The organism is Pedobacter namyangjuensis, from assembly GCF_003313325.1.
Taxonomy (GTDB): domain Bacteria; phylum Bacteroidota; class Bacteroidia; order Sphingobacteriales; family Sphingobacteriaceae; genus Pedobacter; species Pedobacter namyangjuensis.
This window is the reverse complement of the sequence record NZ_QMHQ01000001.1, coordinates 695161-712875: the sequence shown is the minus strand read 5'-3', so window position 1 is coordinate 712875 and position 17715 is coordinate 695161. Positions and strand designations below refer to the sequence as shown.

18 protein-coding genes are annotated in these 17715 nt (G+C 37.2%); 5 read left to right on the top strand and 13 right to left on the bottom strand.

Annotated features, from left to right (window positions below; all coding sequences use genetic code 11):
* Window positions 1–96: 96 nt before the first annotated feature.
* The 13 genes from DUT69_RS03240 to uvrB all read right to left on the bottom strand — a co-directional run bounded on the left by DUT69_RS03240 (window position 97) and on the right by uvrB (window position 14745).
* Entirely contained in the window at window positions 97–669 is a 573-nt protein-coding gene (locus DUT69_RS03240; protein WP_113651690.1) for an LptA/OstA family protein, read from the bottom strand.
* Window positions 669–2006, bottom strand: a complete 1338-nt coding sequence (locus DUT69_RS03235; RefSeq protein ID WP_240186647.1) for an outer membrane protein transport protein — start codon at window positions 2004–2006, stop codon at window positions 669–671. Before DUT69_RS03235 ends, DUT69_RS03240 begins: the two co-directional genes overlap by 1 nt.
* Entirely contained in the window at window positions 1987–2724 is a 738-nt protein-coding gene (locus DUT69_RS03230) for a type III pantothenate kinase (RefSeq protein ID WP_113651689.1), read from the bottom strand. Before DUT69_RS03230 ends, DUT69_RS03235 begins: the two co-directional genes overlap by 20 nt.
* A gap of 98 nt (window positions 2725–2822) precedes the next feature.
* Entirely contained in the window at window positions 2823–3806 is a 984-nt protein-coding gene (locus DUT69_RS03225; RefSeq protein ID WP_113651688.1) for a DUF6427 family protein, read from the bottom strand.
* A gap of 29 nt (window positions 3807–3835) precedes the next feature.
* The gene (locus tag DUT69_RS03220; protein ID WP_113651687.1) at window positions 3836–4822 is read right to left on the bottom strand and encodes a glycosyltransferase family protein; all 987 of its coding nucleotides are present in this window, start codon (window positions 4820–4822) and stop codon (window positions 3836–3838) included.
* 29 nt (window positions 4823–4851) lie between these two features.
* Window positions 4852–5703: a UDP-2,3-diacylglucosamine diphosphatase gene (locus DUT69_RS03215; protein ID WP_113651686.1), complete on the bottom strand. Its 852-nt coding sequence runs from the start codon at window positions 5701–5703 to the stop codon at window positions 4852–4854.
* Between the two features lie 617 nt (window positions 5704–6320).
* Window positions 6321–6779, bottom strand: a complete 459-nt coding sequence (locus DUT69_RS03210) for a hypothetical protein (RefSeq protein ID WP_113651685.1) — start codon at window positions 6777–6779, stop codon at window positions 6321–6323.
* A 121-nt stretch (window positions 6780–6900) separates the two neighbouring features.
* Window positions 6901–7428 (bottom strand): hypothetical protein, encoded by a 528-nt coding sequence (locus DUT69_RS03205; protein ID WP_113651684.1) that lies wholly within the window; start codon window positions 7426–7428, stop codon window positions 6901–6903.
* A 353-nt stretch (window positions 7429–7781) separates the two neighbouring features.
* Complete coding sequence (locus DUT69_RS03200) at window positions 7782–10277, bottom strand: YfhO family protein (RefSeq protein WP_113651683.1); 2496 nt, start codon at window positions 10275–10277, stop codon at window positions 7782–7784.
* A gap of 362 nt (window positions 10278–10639) precedes the next feature.
* On the bottom strand, window positions 10640–10903 hold the full coding sequence (locus tag DUT69_RS03195) for a DUF4834 family protein (protein ID WP_113651682.1): 264 nt from the start codon (window positions 10901–10903) through the stop codon (window positions 10640–10642).
* 171 nt (window positions 10904–11074) lie between these two features.
* Complete coding sequence (locus DUT69_RS03190; protein WP_113652468.1) at window positions 11075–11275, bottom strand: YwbE family protein; 201 nt, start codon at window positions 11273–11275, stop codon at window positions 11075–11077.
* Window positions 11276–11327: 52 nt separating this feature from the next.
* Window positions 11328–12665 carry a DUF3472 domain-containing protein gene (locus tag DUT69_RS03185; RefSeq protein ID WP_113651681.1) on the bottom strand — a complete coding sequence of 446 codons (1338 nt, stop codon included), beginning with the start codon at window positions 12663–12665 and terminating at the stop codon, window positions 11328–11330.
* A gap of 43 nt (window positions 12666–12708) precedes the next feature.
* The gene (gene uvrB, locus DUT69_RS03180) at window positions 12709–14745 is read right to left on the bottom strand and encodes an excinuclease ABC subunit UvrB (protein ID WP_113651680.1); all 2037 of its coding nucleotides are present in this window, start codon (window positions 14743–14745) and stop codon (window positions 12709–12711) included.
* A gap of 218 nt (window positions 14746–14963) precedes the next feature.
* On the opposite strand from uvrB, the gene DUT69_RS03175 reads away from it, so the two are divergent.
* The 5 genes from DUT69_RS03175 to DUT69_RS03155 all read left to right on the top strand — a co-directional run bounded on the left by DUT69_RS03175 (window position 14964) and on the right by DUT69_RS03155 (window position 17713).
* Entirely contained in the window at window positions 14964–15137 is a 174-nt protein-coding gene (locus tag DUT69_RS03175) for a hypothetical protein (protein WP_162796158.1), read from the top strand.
* Window positions 15138–15312: 175 nt separating this feature from the next.
* Complete coding sequence (upp, locus tag DUT69_RS03170; protein ID WP_113651678.1) at window positions 15313–15957, top strand: uracil phosphoribosyltransferase; 645 nt, start codon at window positions 15313–15315, stop codon at window positions 15955–15957.
* Between the two features lie 5 nt (window positions 15958–15962).
* The gene (locus DUT69_RS03165; RefSeq protein ID WP_113651677.1) at window positions 15963–16280 is read left to right on the top strand and encodes a low molecular weight protein tyrosine phosphatase family protein; all 318 of its coding nucleotides are present in this window, start codon (window positions 15963–15965) and stop codon (window positions 16278–16280) included.
* Window positions 16281–16472: 192 nt separating this feature from the next.
* Window positions 16473–17168, top strand: a complete 696-nt coding sequence (locus tag DUT69_RS03160; RefSeq protein WP_113652467.1) for a YjjG family noncanonical pyrimidine nucleotidase — start codon at window positions 16473–16475, stop codon at window positions 17166–17168.
* 23 nt (window positions 17169–17191) lie between these two features.
* Window positions 17192–17713: a DinB family protein gene (locus tag DUT69_RS03155; protein ID WP_113651676.1), complete on the top strand. Its 522-nt coding sequence runs from the start codon at window positions 17192–17194 to the stop codon at window positions 17711–17713.
* Window positions 17714–17715 lie beyond the last annotated feature (2 nt).

Below are 17715 nucleotides of genomic sequence, written 5' to 3'. Positions count from 1 at the left end.
GCGCAAGATACAAATTTGCATCTAATAAGAAAACAATAAATGTTTTTTCTTATTGCTACTGAAAATTAGGCAGATAGTATGCTGAAAATTGCGGTTTTATTGCGTTAGATCGCCTTCGATTGTGGTTTGCCCAGAGCCCTGAATAATTTCGTAGGTACTAAAATCCTGCGGCGCAGTAAACTTGGTACCAGTCATTTTCTGCCCATCTTTACCGGTAACCGTACCGTAAGGAGAAGTGTACAATTTCTTGTTCTCGTCCCAAATTAATTCTTCCGTTGTAAAGGTCATGTTATCGCTAACTACAACTACATGTTTTCTGAAGATGGTAACCTTTTCGCCAAGTTTATTGATGGCATAATCTGAGGTAATGGTGCCTTTTATTTTCATAAAATCATCAAAAAACTCAATTTTAACGCCTTTGGGCATTTCATTATAAATTGCGCCAACAGAGGGCGTAACTTTGTCTAAAATTGGCGCATAACCTTTAGCTTTTACTTTAGCCGAATCGCTGTAAATTATATCGACGCCATAAGACCTATCCTTGCTTAGGGTAATTTGTTTTGCGGATATGGTAGCCGCATTTTTTAAATCATCATCGCCACAAGAAGTTAAAAGAAACAACTGCGCAAATGCCAAAAGGCAAATAAGCTTGGCGATGGATGTTTTCATTAATCGAATTTAAATCTATGGAACCAAGAACCATCATTAAGTGTAAAACCTAAATGCAGGTTTATGAATTTTTCTTGTAATAAACCGTTATTGGTCGTTCCTCTTTTACCCAACTCTGCAGAAACATTCATTTTGTAAAAGGTACCTCTAGACAGAGAAGACAAAGGCAGACCCAAACCTGCTGTAACCGACATTTGTTTAATGTCTTGGTTATTCATTTGGATATAGGTTTTATCATACGCGAAACCTAAACGGTAATCTACACGTTTAAAGTATCCGTTAATTGCAGTAATATCTGGCGTAAACTGACCACCGAATGATGCTCCCCAAGTATCTTGCAAACCTTGGTTAACATTCCCGATGCTTAGCTCAGACCATTTACCCATGCGGTAATCGCCACCAATCATCCATTTGTTAGTTCTTGTGATGGTAAAACCGAAATTGTGCACTAAAGGCAGCTTCATTTTAGTTGTAGCGTTTTCATCTGCCAACAAACTATCTATTGGGGCATTCTCATTACCTTGTGCATCTTTTAAATAGTAGGTAACGATTTTACTTGTTTTAGAATTGATTTTAGATGAAGAAGATCCTGAGTAACCAAAGTTTAAATTAGTTTTATTATCTAATCTAATATCATACTGCGCACCATAAGAAAAGGCAACACCACCTATACTGTTTTTATCTTGAATACGGGTATTTAGAGAACCTGGCTCGTTTACATACTCTGTAGATCGGCTATCTGAAAGGTTACCGAACAAATACTCTACGTTAGCACCAATTCTAAAATGGTCGCCAAACTGCCTTCCGTAGCCAATGTAAGCCTTTGTTAAACCTCCCTCGCCTACATATTTATAATCTACTGTTTTAGTATTCGATGCATTAGTTCCAATTTGAACCGTATTTTTAAAATCGTAACCCAAATCTGAATAAGGCATTATACCAAAGCTAATACCTGATTTTGGCGTTAAGTTAAAACCCATTGCAACATGACTAAGTGCTGCGTTAAAGCTGTTTTCTGTCTGTGCACCAGTTTTAAGTTCGGTAAAACCGCCGCTCATGCCAATATCTAAAACCGCAGTATTTCTGTTAAAACCAGCGTAAGTAGCCGGATTTTGCATATTGATATTATTAAATGCACCTGCCCTGTAAACACCGGTAGAAATACCGCCCATTGCTCTAAATTGAGGCAATATAGAACCTTTAACATTACCAACGCCAAATTTAGAGTAAGGAGATTGTAGGGTAACTTGAGCATTTGCAAAAACGCTTGTTAAAACTAGGCAAGTTGCAAACGCGTATTTTAATTTATTGTACATATTATAATGTAATAACTTCATTTAATCCTTTTAAAACCAAATATGGCTCTTGTATAATTTGGGATGCAAAGATGCTGTTTTTTAATTGTTTGTTCAAAAAATCTGCATCGCCGCCCGTTATTATTATCTGTAGATTGGAGTTTTTCTTGCTTTCGGTGGCAATAAAACCTTCCACTTCGTTTAAAACACCATTTAAAACGCCGCTTTTAATAGCATTTGTGGTATCATTACCCAAAGGGATTTCAACATCCTCGTTGGGCCAATTAATTAAAGGCAATCGCTCTGTGTAATTGTTAAGCGCCTTAAAACGCATATTAATTCCTAAACTAATGCTACCTCCAAAATATTCACTTTTGCTGTTCAGCACATCATAGGTTATGCAAGTGCCCGCATCAATCATCATGGTATTTTTTCCATTAAACAATTTATGCGCAGCTATAACTTTTGCCCATCTATCTAAACCCAAAGTTGCTAAAGAACGATAATTGTTTATAATTCCTGCTGTAACTGCGGTGGTAAATGGAATGTAGTTGACCAGCTTTTTTAAAAAAATGCTCAAATCTTCAGTAGCGGCATTAACGCTAGATACGGTGGCATTTTTTATATTATACTGCTCAATTAAACTTGCTAAAAAAACATGGTCTAAACTTTCGAGTCGCTGATATAAAACCAATTCTTTTTGGTTAAACACAGCCAATTTGCTGTTTGTATTCCCTATATCTATTACCAGATTATGCATTAACAAATAAAGTATGGCTATAAAACACCAATCCGCACTTTACGGCACAAAGCTATTAATCTTTGCCAAGTTTTAAGCCCAAATATTGTTAAAAAAGGTTAAACAAATAGAAAGTACTGTATTGAAAGTGCAAACAAAACGAATAGCGACTCGTAAAACCAGCGCTTTTTTGCGTTTGAGAAATAGTATGCCAACATTACCGCACCAGGTGGCACGCTTAGTAAAAAATGATAAACCCTAAAACCAGGTTTGGTATATACGCTGATAATGGTTAGCACAAACATGAAAAAGAGCATTTGAAACGCCTTTCTGGTGCTAACAAAACTTCTAAAAAAATTGTCGCGGAGCTGAAATGCCGCTAACACCATGATAACTGCTGTTGGTACCAGCACCAAATAATCATCGTATTTAATTTGCAAAACCGACGGGAATTTATTCGTTAAGGGGCTCCAAATCTTATAAAATTGATTTAGATTATCATTCCAATAATAAAAAACGGCTAGAAAGAAAAAGATAGTTAAAAAACCGATTATACCGGCAATCCATTCTCTCCAATTAAAACCACGGTACAGCAATAAACTTAGCCACAGCATTAACAATAAAACGATAAACGGGAAATAGATTAAGCTGCCAATGGCGATAATCATTCCGACATCGAACATGGTCATCATTGCATTTTGGCTCTTGCCTATCTTAAGGAATTTATCCATAATCCAGATAAGCAGGAAATTGCAGATTAAAGGAGGACAAAGGAAAAAGAACTGTGTAAACAAACTTGCGCCAGTGATATAAAGGAGCGCAGGCAGATAGGTTGGTTTGGCCAAAAGCCCGTGGTTGTTAACTACGCGATTAAAAATCATCGCCTGTGCGAAAATAATTAAGGTTGCAAAAAATAAACTGGCACTCGGCGAAAACAAACTTCCACCATCCGGAACAGGAATAAAAAACCTAGCATAAGGCTCTAAAAACTCAAAGTTGAGTTCTGCCGGCATATTAAAAATGATAGCCAAGCGCATAAAGATGGTGTAAGCCACCAATATCAATATATTAACAGGATTTAAACTTCGAAATTGATTGATCATGCCTTTTGCTAAGGGCAAAGTAAAGAAATTTATCTGGCAAATGTCTTTACAACTTTATCAATTATTGCAGCGGTTTCATCAGGAAAATGGAATTGATGCTGCTGAGGAGTAGCTACAAATTGTTTAACAATAGGCAACCAATTTTTATCGCTACCCCAAATAACTGGCAAACCGAGTTGCTTAAGCGCATAGGCATTACACTGTTGCTCATATTGGAAACGCATTGGTGCAACTAACAACTTTTTACCCAAAAATAGCGCTTCAGCAGGACCTTCGAAACCACCACCGGTAAACAAACCTTCGCAAGAGGCCATGCTGATGTTGAACTTTTCGTTGTTAACGGGCTCTACCACAACGTTTGCATCTACATAACCGGTTTTTGTATGTTTAGAAAACACTTGCCATTTAATGTGGGGAATTTGTTTAAGGAGTATAGTTAAGTTTCTATCATCAACTGCTGGTAGGTAAACGGTATAATGACCTAAATTCGTGGGTTTAAGGTTTCTAATTTCGCTTCTTATAACCGGTGTGTAGATAAAATCGTCGTAACGCTCGAAATGAAAACCGACATGGTGCGTGGTTGGTGCGTACCTGCTTAAAATAATTTTGCCCCAATCTATTGTTCTTGGTCGTGGAACTTTTTTAGATTTAAAAGCAGCTTGATGACTTAAAGAAACACTCTCTATACCCTGCAAGCGACAAGCCCAAGCAGTTACAGGTTCAAAATCGTTAATGATGAGATTATAATCCTTAAGCGGAACAATGCCCATGTCTTTCTTAAAGCGTAGCAAATTCATGTTCTGCCAAGTTTTAAAATGGTGCACTCCTCCTTTTTTGCCAAAAACAAAGCTAAAGCCATGCAATTGATATTTTATTTCCTGTGCTAACTTAACATCAGCTTGCGTACCCGAAATTAAAATATCTAGTTCACCATGTTGTTGCAGTAACGGAACAATTTCTCTTGCCCTACTAACGTGCCCATTACCGGTGCCCTGAATTGCATAAAGTATCTTCATCGGCTCCTAATATCTGTATTATTTCTGCTTTAGGCAATTTCTAATTTAATCTTTTGCAACAAAGTTGGAATATCCAATTTACTGTGCAAGTCTTCGCTGTCTGACAAAAGTCCCTCTTCTACATCGTCTGTTTTAAAGTCTTTGGCATCGTACTTAAAAATCTTCCATTGTTTCTCGCTGTACTCCAAAGCAGTTAAACTTTCAACCCAATCGCCACTATTTAAATAGGTAACATTGCCGTTTTCTGATGAAATGGTTCTTATTTCCGATTGGTGAATGTGTCCGCAAACCACATAATCATAACCATTTTCTATGGCCAAATCTGCAGCAGTTTGCTCAAAACTATTGATAAACTTTACGGCGTCTTTGAACTTAGATTTTATCTTTTGAGAGAAGCTCATTTTCTGTCTGCCGACTGCAGTTAAGCACCAGTTTACGAAACTGTTTATTAAAATTAAACTATCGTAGCCGATAGCCCCTAATTTTGCCAGCCATTTAGAATGTTGCATTGTAACATCGAAGATATCGCCGTGAAAGAACCAAGCCTTTTTACCATCCAACTCTAAAACCAGTTTATTTTGCAGATGAAAAGCGCCCATGTGCATATCGGCAAACTTCCTTAACATCTCGTCGTGATTTCCCGTTAGGTAATAAACCGGCACACCTTCTACCACGAACTTCATTAGTTTTCTAATGATTTTCATGTGGGTTTCGGGCCAATAACGTTTACTAAACTGCCAAATGTCTATGATATCGCCGTTGAGGATAACGGTTTTGGGTTTTATGCTTTTTAGGTATTTGAGTAGTTCTTTGGCATGGCATCCGTAAGTGCCAAGGTGCACATCAGAAATTACAACAATTTCAACTTCTCTCTTATCCATAAACATAGGTTTTAATCTAATCTCAAAAACTTAGTCCTCCTCCTCATCCACTTTTAAATCGTACGGACTAAAAAAGAGTGCTATCAGTGCAACTAAACAGGCAATCAGGATTAATTCAGTCATTTGAAACAATTAAACTATTACAAATTTGCAAAGTATAGATTAACAGTAGGTTAAAGCATTATTATTAAATTATTTCCCTGGGATAAAAAGAAAATGCATTGCTGTTTTTTATGCTCAAAGGTGGATTTTAAATCCGCTTTTATTAATAGTTTAAGTGTATCGTGTGATGTCTTACGCTGATAAGCGCCGACCTTACTACTGACTTAAACCGCTGACACACGCTGATCCAAAAAATTTGCGCTCCTTTTCTGCGTAAATTTACGAGAGAAAAAAGCCCAAACTGATAAGCGCCGACCTTACTACTGCCTTAAACCGCTGACACAAATAAAATATACTACGGACATTTTGTACCTGTGTATCCACTAACAGTCGTATTCGAATAAATGGTTTTCGCCGATATCTTTAAATTTGAGATGCGCTATGCCAAAATCTATAACAGATTGTTTTTCATGATTTTATCGTCTAACTTAATTTAACTATGCTTGATATAATAGCTATCCCTCACTAGAAAGATCGGTACTTACTTTTACAGGATACAACTCAACCTTAGTTGAGCACTTAGCTCCGTAAAGCATAATAATCTGAACCTTATTGAGAAAAATTAATTGGAAGAATTCTGGATTCTTTAATCTCATTGTAAACTGCTCTAGCGTATAATAATTCCTGTAAAGCAAAAATTCTTTATCATCTTTAATAAAAATAGACCATTCATTTGTCCCACTCTTTTTTGGAGATTGGTAAATGAAAGAAATTGCATCTCGTTTGAAGCCATGAAGTTCCCAATTAACGTTAAAAAAAAAGTTAATGTTGTATTGATTTTCAAACGTTGAATGAAATTTACTGCCTACATTTTCAATATTTGTTCTAATGTAAATTGTATCTGCTTTTTGTTCCTGCGCATTTAGTTTTGATAGTAATAACAAAGCTAAAACTATAAGTAAATTTTTTTTCATAATTTTGATTGCAAGGAATATTGCTATTAACCATCAAATCGCCCGCCTTGTTGTTATGTACCTGCGATAATGGGTAGTTTCCACCGGAGTATTCACCATGATTACGTTCCCGTTAGCATCCTTACAAACGGTATTGAGGTAAATAAGAGGTGAGTTCCAGTCGTTGATATGCAAGAGCTTCAAACCTGTCTGCATTAAAATTGCTGTGATTTGAGTTGTTAGCCAACGAGAAACTTTTTAAACCATTTTTTATTATTTCTATATTCATAGCCATGAACTCATGGTGTTGCTGAGCTAATGTAGGTTGGGGTTGAGCAACGCTTTCTATTTTATCTATTGGATAGCCATAATAACCCATTTTGATATAATAGCGAGAATAAGCGTCTATATTAACCTTATATCTGGGTTTTGTGCTCGCATTTTGTCCAACAGCCATTAACTTACCTTTCGAAACATTTTCGGAATTAAGCATCACTTCTTTAAGATTACCCAAGGATGCCATATTTACGTTTTTGCTAAAGCCGTTAAAGGAAATGGTCTGAATTTTTGGTGATTTCAGATATTCGCTAATTTTTGCTCTTTGAGCAGGATCGATTTCTTCCTTAACGTAAAGCTCCTTTTTACAAGAATTGACGAAAAGCAGAAGCATAGCAAGAGAGAATTTTTTTCATGATGAAGAGTGTTAATTTTTCTTAATGATAATGATAAAGCTTCAGAATAACAAGTTTTAAAGTTCGTTTGGAGTATATTTAATGTTAAAAAAAACCAAAAACTATTCCCGAGAGTCGAGATGCCTGATGCTACAATGAAACCACTTCGGCCCGAATACTGCAAACTGTACCAGCCAACGTCGATTTTAAAATAGAACCTAAGATTTTACTGCTATGGCTCAACCAAAAAAACGAAGTCATTATTCAGCACTCCCGTTTGGTTATTTTTCAACTAAAACAAAAAATCCCGCAAGTTTTACCTTACGGGATGGTTAAAAGATCTTGGTTATTGCTAAACTTTAGCTGGTTTTGTTTTTTGTTTATTATCTGTATAAAAACCTAAGCCTAAGAAAAGTACTAATAATATAGAACCTGCTAATGAGATTTTCTCTCCAGTGTAATAAGATGTAGGTTCGAATTTAAATTCCACTTTGTGGTTACCAGCTTCTAATTGCGCCGCTCTTAACACATAGTTTCCTCTAAAGTACGGTTTCTCTTTACCGTCGATGTACATATTCCAACCTTTGTCGTAATAAATTTCAGAGAAAACCGCAATTACATCTCTTGGCGCACTGTAACTATAAGTAATATGGTCTGGGTGATAGCTTTCCATTTTAATAAAGGCAGATGGATCGGCACCTAAGCGTGTGGTATCAATTGCGCTTTTGTAACGCTCGTCAACCACCACTTCCAATTTCGGGTCGAAGCTGCTAATGGCTTTCATTTCCTCGTCTGCATTTTTAACAAAAGCGACACCTTTAACCAGCCATGCGTTACCTAAAGCGGTTGCGTTACGTTGCATTTTGTAAGAACCATTTTGAGGATCTCTGGTGATGAAATATTTAGCGTTAAGCATATCCAACACATCTTGATTAACGCTCTGTCCGAATTGATTTTGAATTAACTCATCAAATCTTTTCAGCTTTGCTGCGTGGTAGCCACCAATAGTTTTATGGAAAGAAGTTACGCTAGCATCGCTAAAAGTATTTACGGTCTGATCGTAAACTCTAAAGTTCGGATCTTTGTCTGATGTAATAAAAGTGTCTACATCTCTTGGCTGGAAGTAGTTTGCCAACGTAGATTTACTCTCGAAGTTTTTGTTGTTTAAATAACGACGATCTACTTGCCACATATCTATCAGCACGGCTAAAGCCAACAAACCAAATGCTAATTGCATGTTTAGTTTTTTGGTGATGAATGCCCAAACGATACCAAAAGCAACTAAAATAAATAGGAATGAGCGAATAGCGTCTTCTCTTGCAATAGCAACGCGATCTTTAATTAATGCATTGGCAATTTTTTGTGCAATAGTTGCATCGTTTCCTACACTTTGCGTTAAAGCCTGAACTATATCGCTGTGGTTTGAAGTTTTGAAACTGAAAAATACAGTTGGCAAAATGGCCACCAACAAAGAAAAACCACCTGTTATGCCCGCCGACCAGGTTAATTTTTTAATTAAAACTTTTTGGTCGATGTTACCTTCTTGCGCCTCTTTAACGGCTAAGAATGCTAAAAGCGGAACCATTAAACCTACAACGGCTAAAATAGATTCTACTGCTCTAAATTTATTGTAAAGTGGGAAATAGTTATAAAATAAGTCTGATACAAACGGAAAGTTCTTACCGAATGACAATAGCACGAAAAGTACTGTTGTAGCTAAAATCCACCATTTTAAACGACTACGAACGATGAATAAGCCGAACACAAAAAGGAAACATACAATTGCTCCAAAATAATAACCGCCAGAAGTTCCAGGTTTTTCGCCCCAATACTGTTGCATATTTAACTGTGAGCCCAAGCTTTGAATTGCCTGTATAGTTTGTTCAGGATCGCCACCAGTTACACTAGCAACAGCTTTATACATATTACTTTCTGGCTTAACTAACTCATCAATACTGGTTGCACCTCCATATAGGTCTGGGATTAAGAATGTAAAACTCTCTCCAACACCTTGGCTCCAATTGTAAGCATAATCTTTTGTCATGCCCTCTTTTTTGCCTTGGTCGTTTGTTAGGTTTGATTTACCCCTATTGGTTTCGCCAGCATATTCTGAGGTTGTCCATAGTAAACTTGCATTTACCATCAAAGCTAAAACCGCAGCGCCTGCCAGATAAGCAACAGCTTTGCCCAAAGCCGGCAGTGTTTTATTTTTATAAGCCTGATAAAGTTCTATCCCCATAAAAATAAGGATACAAATAAACAGGTAGTAGGTCATTTGAATGTGGTTAGACCTGATTTCTAAAGCTAAAAACAGGGCCGTTAAACTTGCGCCTAACAACAGTTTACCTCTTAAGGTTAAAATTATACCTGCAATAATTGGTGCAAAAAAACCGATTGCCAACGCTTTATTGCTATGCCCTGTTGCTATGAGCACAAAATTATAGGTGGTAAATGAAAATGCAATAGCACCCGCAGCCGCCAACCAAGGGTTAATTCGTAAAACGATGAACAAAAAGTAAGAGCCCACTAGCAGTAAAAGAACCGTGCCTACGGGTTGTGGCAAAGCCTTTGTAATTAGGGCAATTCCGTAAGTAGCACCGTTATTGGCATATTGTACCCAGATTTGGTAAGCAGGCATACCACCGAACATTTGGTTAGTCCAAAGTGGGCCTTTGCCATCTTTCTCTTTGTACTCCATGATTTCTTTTTGCATGGCTTTAGACTGAATAACATCACTCTGAGCCGGTGCTTTACCCTGCAAAACAGGACTGAAATACACGAAACAAATAACTACAAATATTGCAACGATGGCTACGTGAATGCCATTTTTATTAAACCAATTGTTCATTTAGGCTGTATTAAAATTAATCTGAGCCCAAAAATAGAAAATTTTTCGAGTTTTAGTGTTTAGTATGAAGGATATAGGAGATTGATTTATTAAGAGGTAATATTGATTGTTTTCTAACAGATATGCGAAGATCTAAAGATACGCTGATGTACACAGATTGAGTTCAGCGAGGATCGGCAGTTTAGAAAACAAGAAAGGTCTGCAAAATCAGCGTGAGAAATTTGTTTCGGCAGTTGAGGACACCAAACGATAGATTTAAATGAAATAGCTATTGGATGTTAGTACTTAGTATTAGAAAGTTTGGGATAATATTAAGTATCAAATGTTCAAGCTCTAAATACTAATATCTAATTACTAAATACCTATTTCACCTCCTCATAGTCTACGAAATCGCCCAATTTATCGGCATTGCCTTTTTTCTCTTTTTTAGGCATGTAATCTATAGAAATCGAACCTTCAGGTTTTGAAGATCTTTGTTGTTGGTGCTGGTATTGCTGACCGCCGGTTTGGTTTTGCATATTGCTAAATGCTTTTTTAAGCATAACCGGAAAAATAAGCCTGATTAACGCTCTAATAGCCCAAAAAACCAAAATAGAGATAATGAGGAATTTTAAAAAGTAAGGCATTTTTATATTTTAATTAACACAAATATAGACGAGCCAATTAACTTTTTGTTACTTTTTAAAAAGATAATTGCATTCTAATTACAATTAGACCAAGTATTTGTTTCATTTAAACTAACTCGAATGAACTAAATTAAGCTATTATAAATGAAGTTTTTAGTGTTTATTTTATTATTAATCCTCTTCTACAATCTCGCAAACCCTACCAACTTGCCCATCATCCAAGCGTACTTTTATCCCTCTAGAATGATAAGCCGATGAGGTTAACAGTTTCTCAACGATACCATAAGTAACTGTTCCGTTTCTCTGGTCTTTCTTTAAAATAATTCCCACTTCTAATCCGGGATAAATATCCGCTCTGTTTTGTCCTTGCATACCTCTCTTTGCCTTCGGCATCTCTCTCCTAAAAGGATAAAGAATGGAATAGCTAATTTAATTTTCTAAAATCTATTATTGGTTTATTGTTAGTTTTTGGCTTTGTAAATACCGATTTGGCTGGCGTAAAATTGTTGAAAAAACCGCAATTCTGTAGAAAGAAATTTTTACCATCTAAACCGCCTGCATAATCTTTCCTGTAATTTACTCGCCCAGTATTGTCAATCGTAAAGCTAGCTTTGTCTAATTCCGTCCAATTTCCTTTGCTATCGCAAATCCATTGGTTGCCAAACAGAACCTTTCTCTTTTTATCTCCCATTTCGGGGATAAAATTCTCTAAAAAGGAATGAGGCCTTTTAATATAAGTCTGCGTTTTAGGCCTTTTAAAAGAGGCAATCAACTTCCATTGATTCAATTCTGGCGCAAAAAAGTACGCTGTGTAGGTTGTGGTACTATCTTGAGTGTAAACAACATCCACTGTTCCGTCAGCTTTTTCAGGCTTTAAACTTGGAGTTCCGGGCTTAGCATGAAGCAAAAACTTATAGGTATTTCCCGCTTTCCAATTATATTTCAAATAGCTTTGGCCTCCCGAACCTTCGTTGCCAAACTCCCCTGTGTAAACATCTGTTCCTTTCTTCAACAACTTTATCTTATCGCTTTCGGGAATGCTTTTTGGATCATCTGTAGTAAAGGGGCTCCAAACAGAAAATAAAATCCTTCGCTCTGTAGCAGAGTTAACCTGAATACCGAAATAGCCTTCTGCAAAACCGTTTGCCATATAGTCTGAGCCAACAACATCTTCGCCAGTTGGAACAGTAATTTCATTATAAAACCATTCTGCTTCTACATCCTTCGGAATTTCGTAGTTCAAATGTACAGATGGACCTCTTCTGCCCCAATAAAAAAAGTTACCCTCGTTATTTTTAACGTAAGAAGTTTTATCATTAATTGCCGTACCACCAAGTTGCAAACTAGTGATATTGGGGAATTGACCAGAAGATGCACTTAGTCCCTTAATTTCGATGGCCACATATCCGGTGTCGGTAATTTCCCATTCGCCCAATGCCTTCGTATAATCATCACCCTGTGCCAGCTTTAATATTTTTACGCGTTTATTAATACCGAAACTTATTAGATTGTCGCCCACAATTTTACTCGCTTCTTTTATTTTTAGAGTAAGGGTACCCGTTTTAGCTAACCTAACATAGGCCTTGTACGAAGTTTTGTTATCCTTCCAGTTTTCTATACCATTTTCTGTTACCGTTTTTTCGGCGCCACCGCTTGCATAGGCATTTCCTGCCAATGGCAATAAAATGGATTTATCGCCCTGCGCAAAAGCTAATTTTGTTAAGGAAATTAAAATTAGGAAAAGGAATAATTGGTAACGCATTGTTTTAATATTAGAGTCTTAGATAAGCTGAGACTGAAATTTATTATTTTTCGAATCTTTCTGCAAATACTTTTTCTAACGCAAACATCTCATCACGCATTCTGGCTGCCATTAAGAAATCCATCTCCTTAGCTGCTTTCTGCATTTCCTTACGCGTTTTGTCTATGGCTTTTTGCATTTCTGGCTTGGTCATATATTGTACAACCGGATCTGCAGCTATACTAACCTCATCAATTTCTACATAAGCCTTTTTACGTGCACTACTTTCGCTAAAATCTAGCACCGAGCTTTGCTCTATAATCTCTTCGCGGGTTTTGCCCACTGTTTTTGGCGTAATGCCATGTTCCAAGTTATAGGCAATTTGTTTTTCTCTTCGCCTATTGGTTTCATCAATAGTACGTTCCATAGATTCGGTCATATCATCTGCATACATGATAACTCTACCCCTATCGTTACGGGCTGCACGACCGATAGTTTGTATCAGCGCTCTGTCTGAACGCAAAAAGCCTTCTTTATCTGCATCTAAAATTGCTACTAAACTCACCTCTGGCAAATCTAAGCCTTCACGCAAAAGGTTAATTCCTACCAAAACATCAAACTCGCCCAAACGCAAACCACGCAAAATTTCTACTCGCTCTAAAGTTTTAACTTCTGAGTGGATGTAGCGACATTTAATGTTCAAACGATCCATGTATTTTGTTAGCTCCTCAGCCATACGTTTGGTTAAAGTTGTTACCAAAACTCTATCGCCCATTTTTATGGTTTTGTCAATTTCGTCCAGCAAATCATCAACCTGGTTTATTGCTGGCCTAACCTCTATTATTGGATCTAACAAACCCGTAGGCCTAATTACCTGCTCAATTACCACACCATCTGTTTTTTCCAGTTCGTAATCTGCCGGCGTTGCACTAACGTAAATAGTTTGGGGCGCTAGGCGCTCAAATTCATCGAAATTTAAAGGTCTGTTATCTAAAGCAGAAGGCAAGCGGAAGCCATACTCTACCAAACTCATTTTACGCGAGCGGTCGCCACCATACATTGCCCTAATTTGCGGAACGGTAACGTGGCTTTCGTCTATCACCATTAAATAATCGTCTGGAAAATAATCGAGCAAACAGAAGGGGCGCATACCAGGCGAACGACCATCGAAAAACCTCGAATAGTTCTCGATACCCGAACAGTAGCCCAACTCCTTCATCATTTCGATATCAAAGTTTACCCTTTCTTCCAAACGCTTTGCCTCCAATAACTGCTTATCGTTTAACAGCTGATTTTTTCTTAGCTCCAATTCTTCTTGAATGCCCCAAATAGAAGAGTTGAATTTTTCTTTCGGCGTTACAAAAAGATTTGCCGGATAAACCGCCATATCCTCTACCTTTTCTATAGTTTTAGCCGTTATCGGATCAATGATGGAAAGTTCTTCAATATCATCTCCAAAAAAAGAAATCCGATAGGCATTATCTAAATAAGCCGGAAAAATATCTACCGTATCTCCTTTTACGCGAAAAGTTCCACGTTTAAAATCGTTTATGGTTCTGGCGTATAAAATTTCAACCAAACTATGCAAAAAAGAATTTCTACTAATTCTTGTTCCAACCGCAAAGCGGAAAACCGATCTCGAAAAATCTTCGGGATTTCCCATACCGTAAATGCAGGAAATGGAAGAAACCACAATTACATCTCGCCTACCAGACATTAATGCCGAAGTAGTTCTCAAACGAAGTTTTTCTATCTCTTCGTTAATGCTTAAATCTTTTTCTATATAGGTATTTGTCGTTGGCATGTAAGCCTCCGGCTGGTAATAATCGTAGTAAGAAACAAAGTAGTTAACTGCATTTTCCGGAAAAAACTGCTTAAACTCGCCATATAACTGCGCTGCCAGAGTTTTGTTATGGCTTAGGATTAGCGTTGGCTTTTGCGTTTGCTCAATAACATTGGCTACCGTAAAAGTTTTTCCAGAACCGGTAACCCCTAAAAGCGTTTGGTAGTTTTCTTCGGCGTTTACACCCTGCACCAGTTGTTTTATGGCATTAGGCTGGTCGCCTGTAGGTTTGTAATCAGATATTAGTTTAAACTTCATCGTAGGTAAAGATAAAAGATAATGCGCAAAGCAAAAAGGTATAAACTTAAAGATTGGACAACAATGATAAACGCGAGAAGTTTATGGATTTTATGGAAATAAAAAAAGAACCAATGCATTAACGACTATAGCATTTAGAATTGATTTGAAAATGAACACCGCAAGTTAATGGCAAACTTGTCCCGTTGTCCGCTTTATCCCCGATGAAAAATCGGGGTATGCCGCTACCACCGGGTTTAGTTTTAACGGCATTGCAGCAAAACATGCATAGTTGCGTAGCATTGCCTTTAGCTCCGGATGTCGCAAATCCATCGTACCATCAAATTGCGCATTGGCGAGGAAGCCAACATTGGAATGTTTCTTTGTCGCGTCCCGGCCAAGGCGATCAATAATTTAGTAAATTAATGATACTTAGCAATACCTTACATCGAGCTTTGAAGCATATAATCTAAACCCGGAAAGAAAATGAACAGTATTGCTTTTTTTGCGCTTCGCAAAAAACAATCGCTTACACTATCGCGTTAAAAAGCATAGTTAAGCATTGCATCTTTTTCTTATATTTAGTTTATGATCTTCGACCTAAGCAAAACAACCGCCATTGCCAATACCTTTGTTGCCGAAATGAGGGACGAGCTGGTGCAAAAAGACGCCATGCGTTTTCGCAAAAACCTAGAACGTTTGGGTGCTTATTTTGCGCATGAGATTAGCAAGAAACTAAGTTATAGCGAAGCTGATGTTCAAACTCCGCTTGGCATTGCAAAATGTAAGTTGTTAGTAGAACAGCCGGTAATTGCAACTATTCTTAGAGCGGGTATACCTATGCAACATGGTTTACTCAGTATTTTCGACAAAGCTGATGCGGCTTTTATAACCGCTTATCGTAAAACCAAAAAAAACGGCGATTTCGTAATACAAATGGAGCATATTTCTGCGCCAGATTTAGAGGGCAAAACCGTTATTCTGGCCGATCCAATGCTAGCAACGGGTCTAAGCATGGTGCTTTGTGCAAAGGAATTGATTAATACTTACAAAATAAAAAAACTGCATATCGTGGCTGCCATTGCCAGTACAGAGGGCGTTAAACATGTGGTGGCAAACTTGCCGAAAGCAGATTTATGGTTGGGCGCTATTGATGATGAAATGACCAGCAAAAGTTACATTGTACCGGGTTTAGGCGATGCCGGAGATTTGGCTTATGGCGCAAAACAGTAAATTTAATGAACATTCTTTTTGTATGTAGTAGAAATAAATGGAGAAGTTTTACAGCAGAAACCATTTTCAAAGATCATCCAGATCATCAGGTGAAATCGGCCGGAACATCGCCTTCGGCTAGAGTTAAAGTGAATGCCAAGCATATTTTATGGGCAGATTTAATTTTCGTTATGGAAAAAGGACATCGTCAAAAAATTAGACAAAACTTTAATGACATGCTTAGCGATAAAGAACTGATCGTTTTAGATATTCCAGATGATTATCAATACATGGATGAAGAACTGATACAGGAATTAGAAGCAAAAGTTTCGATTTATATTTAAAAATGTGGCAACAAAGCAAGGTTGGACTTCGATGCAAGCTTAATATAGGTTTATTTAAAGGTTGCTACTAAAATCAATTCAGCATCAAGATACCGTTGCTACATGCTTAATAAATAAATGACAAGTGCTAAACAAGAGTTTTAAAAATCTTGCCGAACTTAGCAATTGTTACAAGACAAAAAATCAGACCATTTGCAAAATTTAAAACACATTTTCTTCGACCTAGATCATACCATTTGGGATTTTGATCGCAATGCGCATGAAACGCTTACCGAACTTTACGGAAATTATAACCTACGCGAACTTGGCCTACATTCTTGCGACGATTTTATTAGCACCTACACTGCGCACAACCATCAGTTATGGACGCAATACCATTTGGGCCAAATTTCTAAAGCCGAACTTAGGGCCGAAAGATTTAAAAAAACCTTTATCGAACTCGGTATTGAGCCAGAGAAAGTTCCCGCCCAATTTGAAGATGATTATGTAAGTATTAGTCCGACGAAAACGAATTTGTTTGATGGTGCTACAGAAGTGCTCGCTTACTTGCAAGAAAAATATCATTTGCACATTATTAGCAATGGTTTTAAAGAAACTACTTTAACTAAAATGCACCTATCGGGATTAAATCCTTATTTTAAAAATGTATTTATTTCTGAAGATGTAGGCGTTAACAAACCTGATAAAGCAATTTTTGCACACGCCTTAAGCAAAGCTGATGCACAAATACATGAAAGCATTATGATAGGTGACAGTTTAGAAGCTGACATTAGAGGTGCGCAAAATTTTGGAATGAAGGCCATATTTTTCAACCCGCTTAAAGTGGCTAAACCAGAAGACGTCACTTGGGAGATTAACAGTTTAAAAGAACTGATTAACCATTTCTAGCCGATAATTTTTAAATTAGAAGAATGAGTATTGCATCTGTAAACAAATCAATTGTAAAAACTGTAAATGCCTACAAAGAAAAACTTGCAGGTTTTACCGAAGCAGATTTTACAATTACGCCACCTATTGGAGGCTGGAGTTACAGCGAGGTATACGCTCATATTTTTGATGCGAGCTTGCTCTCGTTAATGGCCTTAAATAATTGCATAAAAGGAGATGGCGAAAGAAAATCTACAGCTCTAGTGGTTAAGGCAATTCTGTTTTTTGGCAGTTTACCGCCGGGTAAAAAGTTTATTGTACCTAAAAGGATGGCTAGTCGTGTTAAAAAGATTAATTTTATGGCTGCACAGCAATTCATTCTAGATTTTGAATTACAATTGGCGCAAGCCTTACCTAACATTGCTAAAGCAAACCCGAAAATAAAAACCAAACACCCAAGGCTGGGCTACTTAAATGCCAAACAATGGTTAAGGTTTATAGAAATACATTTAAAACACCATCTTAAACAATTGAACAGAATAGCGCAAAGTTTTGCTAGCGCTTAAAT

Excerpts from the sequence above, each read along its gene's own strand:
- DUT69_RS03165 (WP_113651677.1), top strand. The coding sequence starts at position 15,963 with ATGAACATTCTTTTTGTATGTAGTAGAAATAAATGGAGAAGTTTTACA.
- DUT69_RS03225 (WP_113651688.1), bottom strand. The coding sequence starts at position 3,806 with ATGATCAATCAATTTCGAAGTTTAAATCCTGTTAATATATTGATATTG.
- DUT69_RS03220 (WP_113651687.1), bottom strand. The coding sequence starts at position 4,822 with ATGAAGATACTTTATGCAATTCAGGGCACCGGTAATGGGCACGTTAGT.
- DUT69_RS03230 (WP_113651689.1), bottom strand. The coding sequence starts at position 2,724 with ATGCATAATCTGGTAATAGATATAGGGAATACAAACAGCAAATTGGCT.
- upp (WP_113651678.1), top strand. The coding sequence starts at position 15,313 with ATGATCTTCGACCTAAGCAAAACAACCGCCATTGCCAATACCTTTGTT.
- DUT69_RS03210 (WP_113651685.1), bottom strand. The coding sequence starts at position 6,779 with ATGAAAAAAAATTTACTTATAGTTTTAGCTTTGTTATTACTATCAAAA.
- DUT69_RS03195 (WP_113651682.1), bottom strand. The coding sequence starts at position 10,903 with ATGCCTTACTTTTTAAAATTCCTCATTATCTCTATTTTGGTTTTTTGG.
- DUT69_RS03240 (WP_113651690.1), bottom strand. The coding sequence starts at position 669 with ATGAAAACATCCATCGCCAAGCTTATTTGCCTTTTGGCATTTGCGCAG.
- DUT69_RS03215 (WP_113651686.1), bottom strand. The coding sequence starts at position 5,703 with ATGGATAAGAGAGAAGTTGAAATTGTTGTAATTTCTGATGTGCACCTT.
- DUT69_RS03190 (WP_113652468.1), bottom strand. The coding sequence starts at position 11,275 with ATGCAAGGACAAAACAGAGCGGATATTTATCCCGGATTAGAAGTGGGA.
- DUT69_RS03200 (WP_113651683.1), bottom strand. The coding sequence starts at position 10,277 with ATGAACAATTGGTTTAATAAAAATGGCATTCACGTAGCCATCGTTGCA.
- DUT69_RS03205 (WP_113651684.1), bottom strand. The coding sequence starts at position 7,428 with ATGCTTCTGCTTTTCGTCAATTCTTGTAAAAAGGAGCTTTACGTTAAG.
- DUT69_RS03185 (WP_113651681.1), bottom strand. The coding sequence starts at position 12,665 with ATGCGTTACCAATTATTCCTTTTCCTAATTTTAATTTCCTTAACAAAA.
- DUT69_RS03175 (WP_162796158.1), top strand. The coding sequence starts at position 14,964 with ATGCCGCTACCACCGGGTTTAGTTTTAACGGCATTGCAGCAAAACATG.
- uvrB (WP_113651680.1), bottom strand. The coding sequence starts at position 14,745 with ATGAAGTTTAAACTAATATCTGATTACAAACCTACAGGCGACCAGCCT.
- DUT69_RS03235 (WP_240186647.1), bottom strand. The coding sequence starts at position 2,006 with ATGAAGTTATTACATTATAATATGTACAATAAATTAAAATACGCGTTT.
- DUT69_RS03155 (WP_113651676.1), top strand. The coding sequence starts at position 17,192 with ATGAGTATTGCATCTGTAAACAAATCAATTGTAAAAACTGTAAATGCC.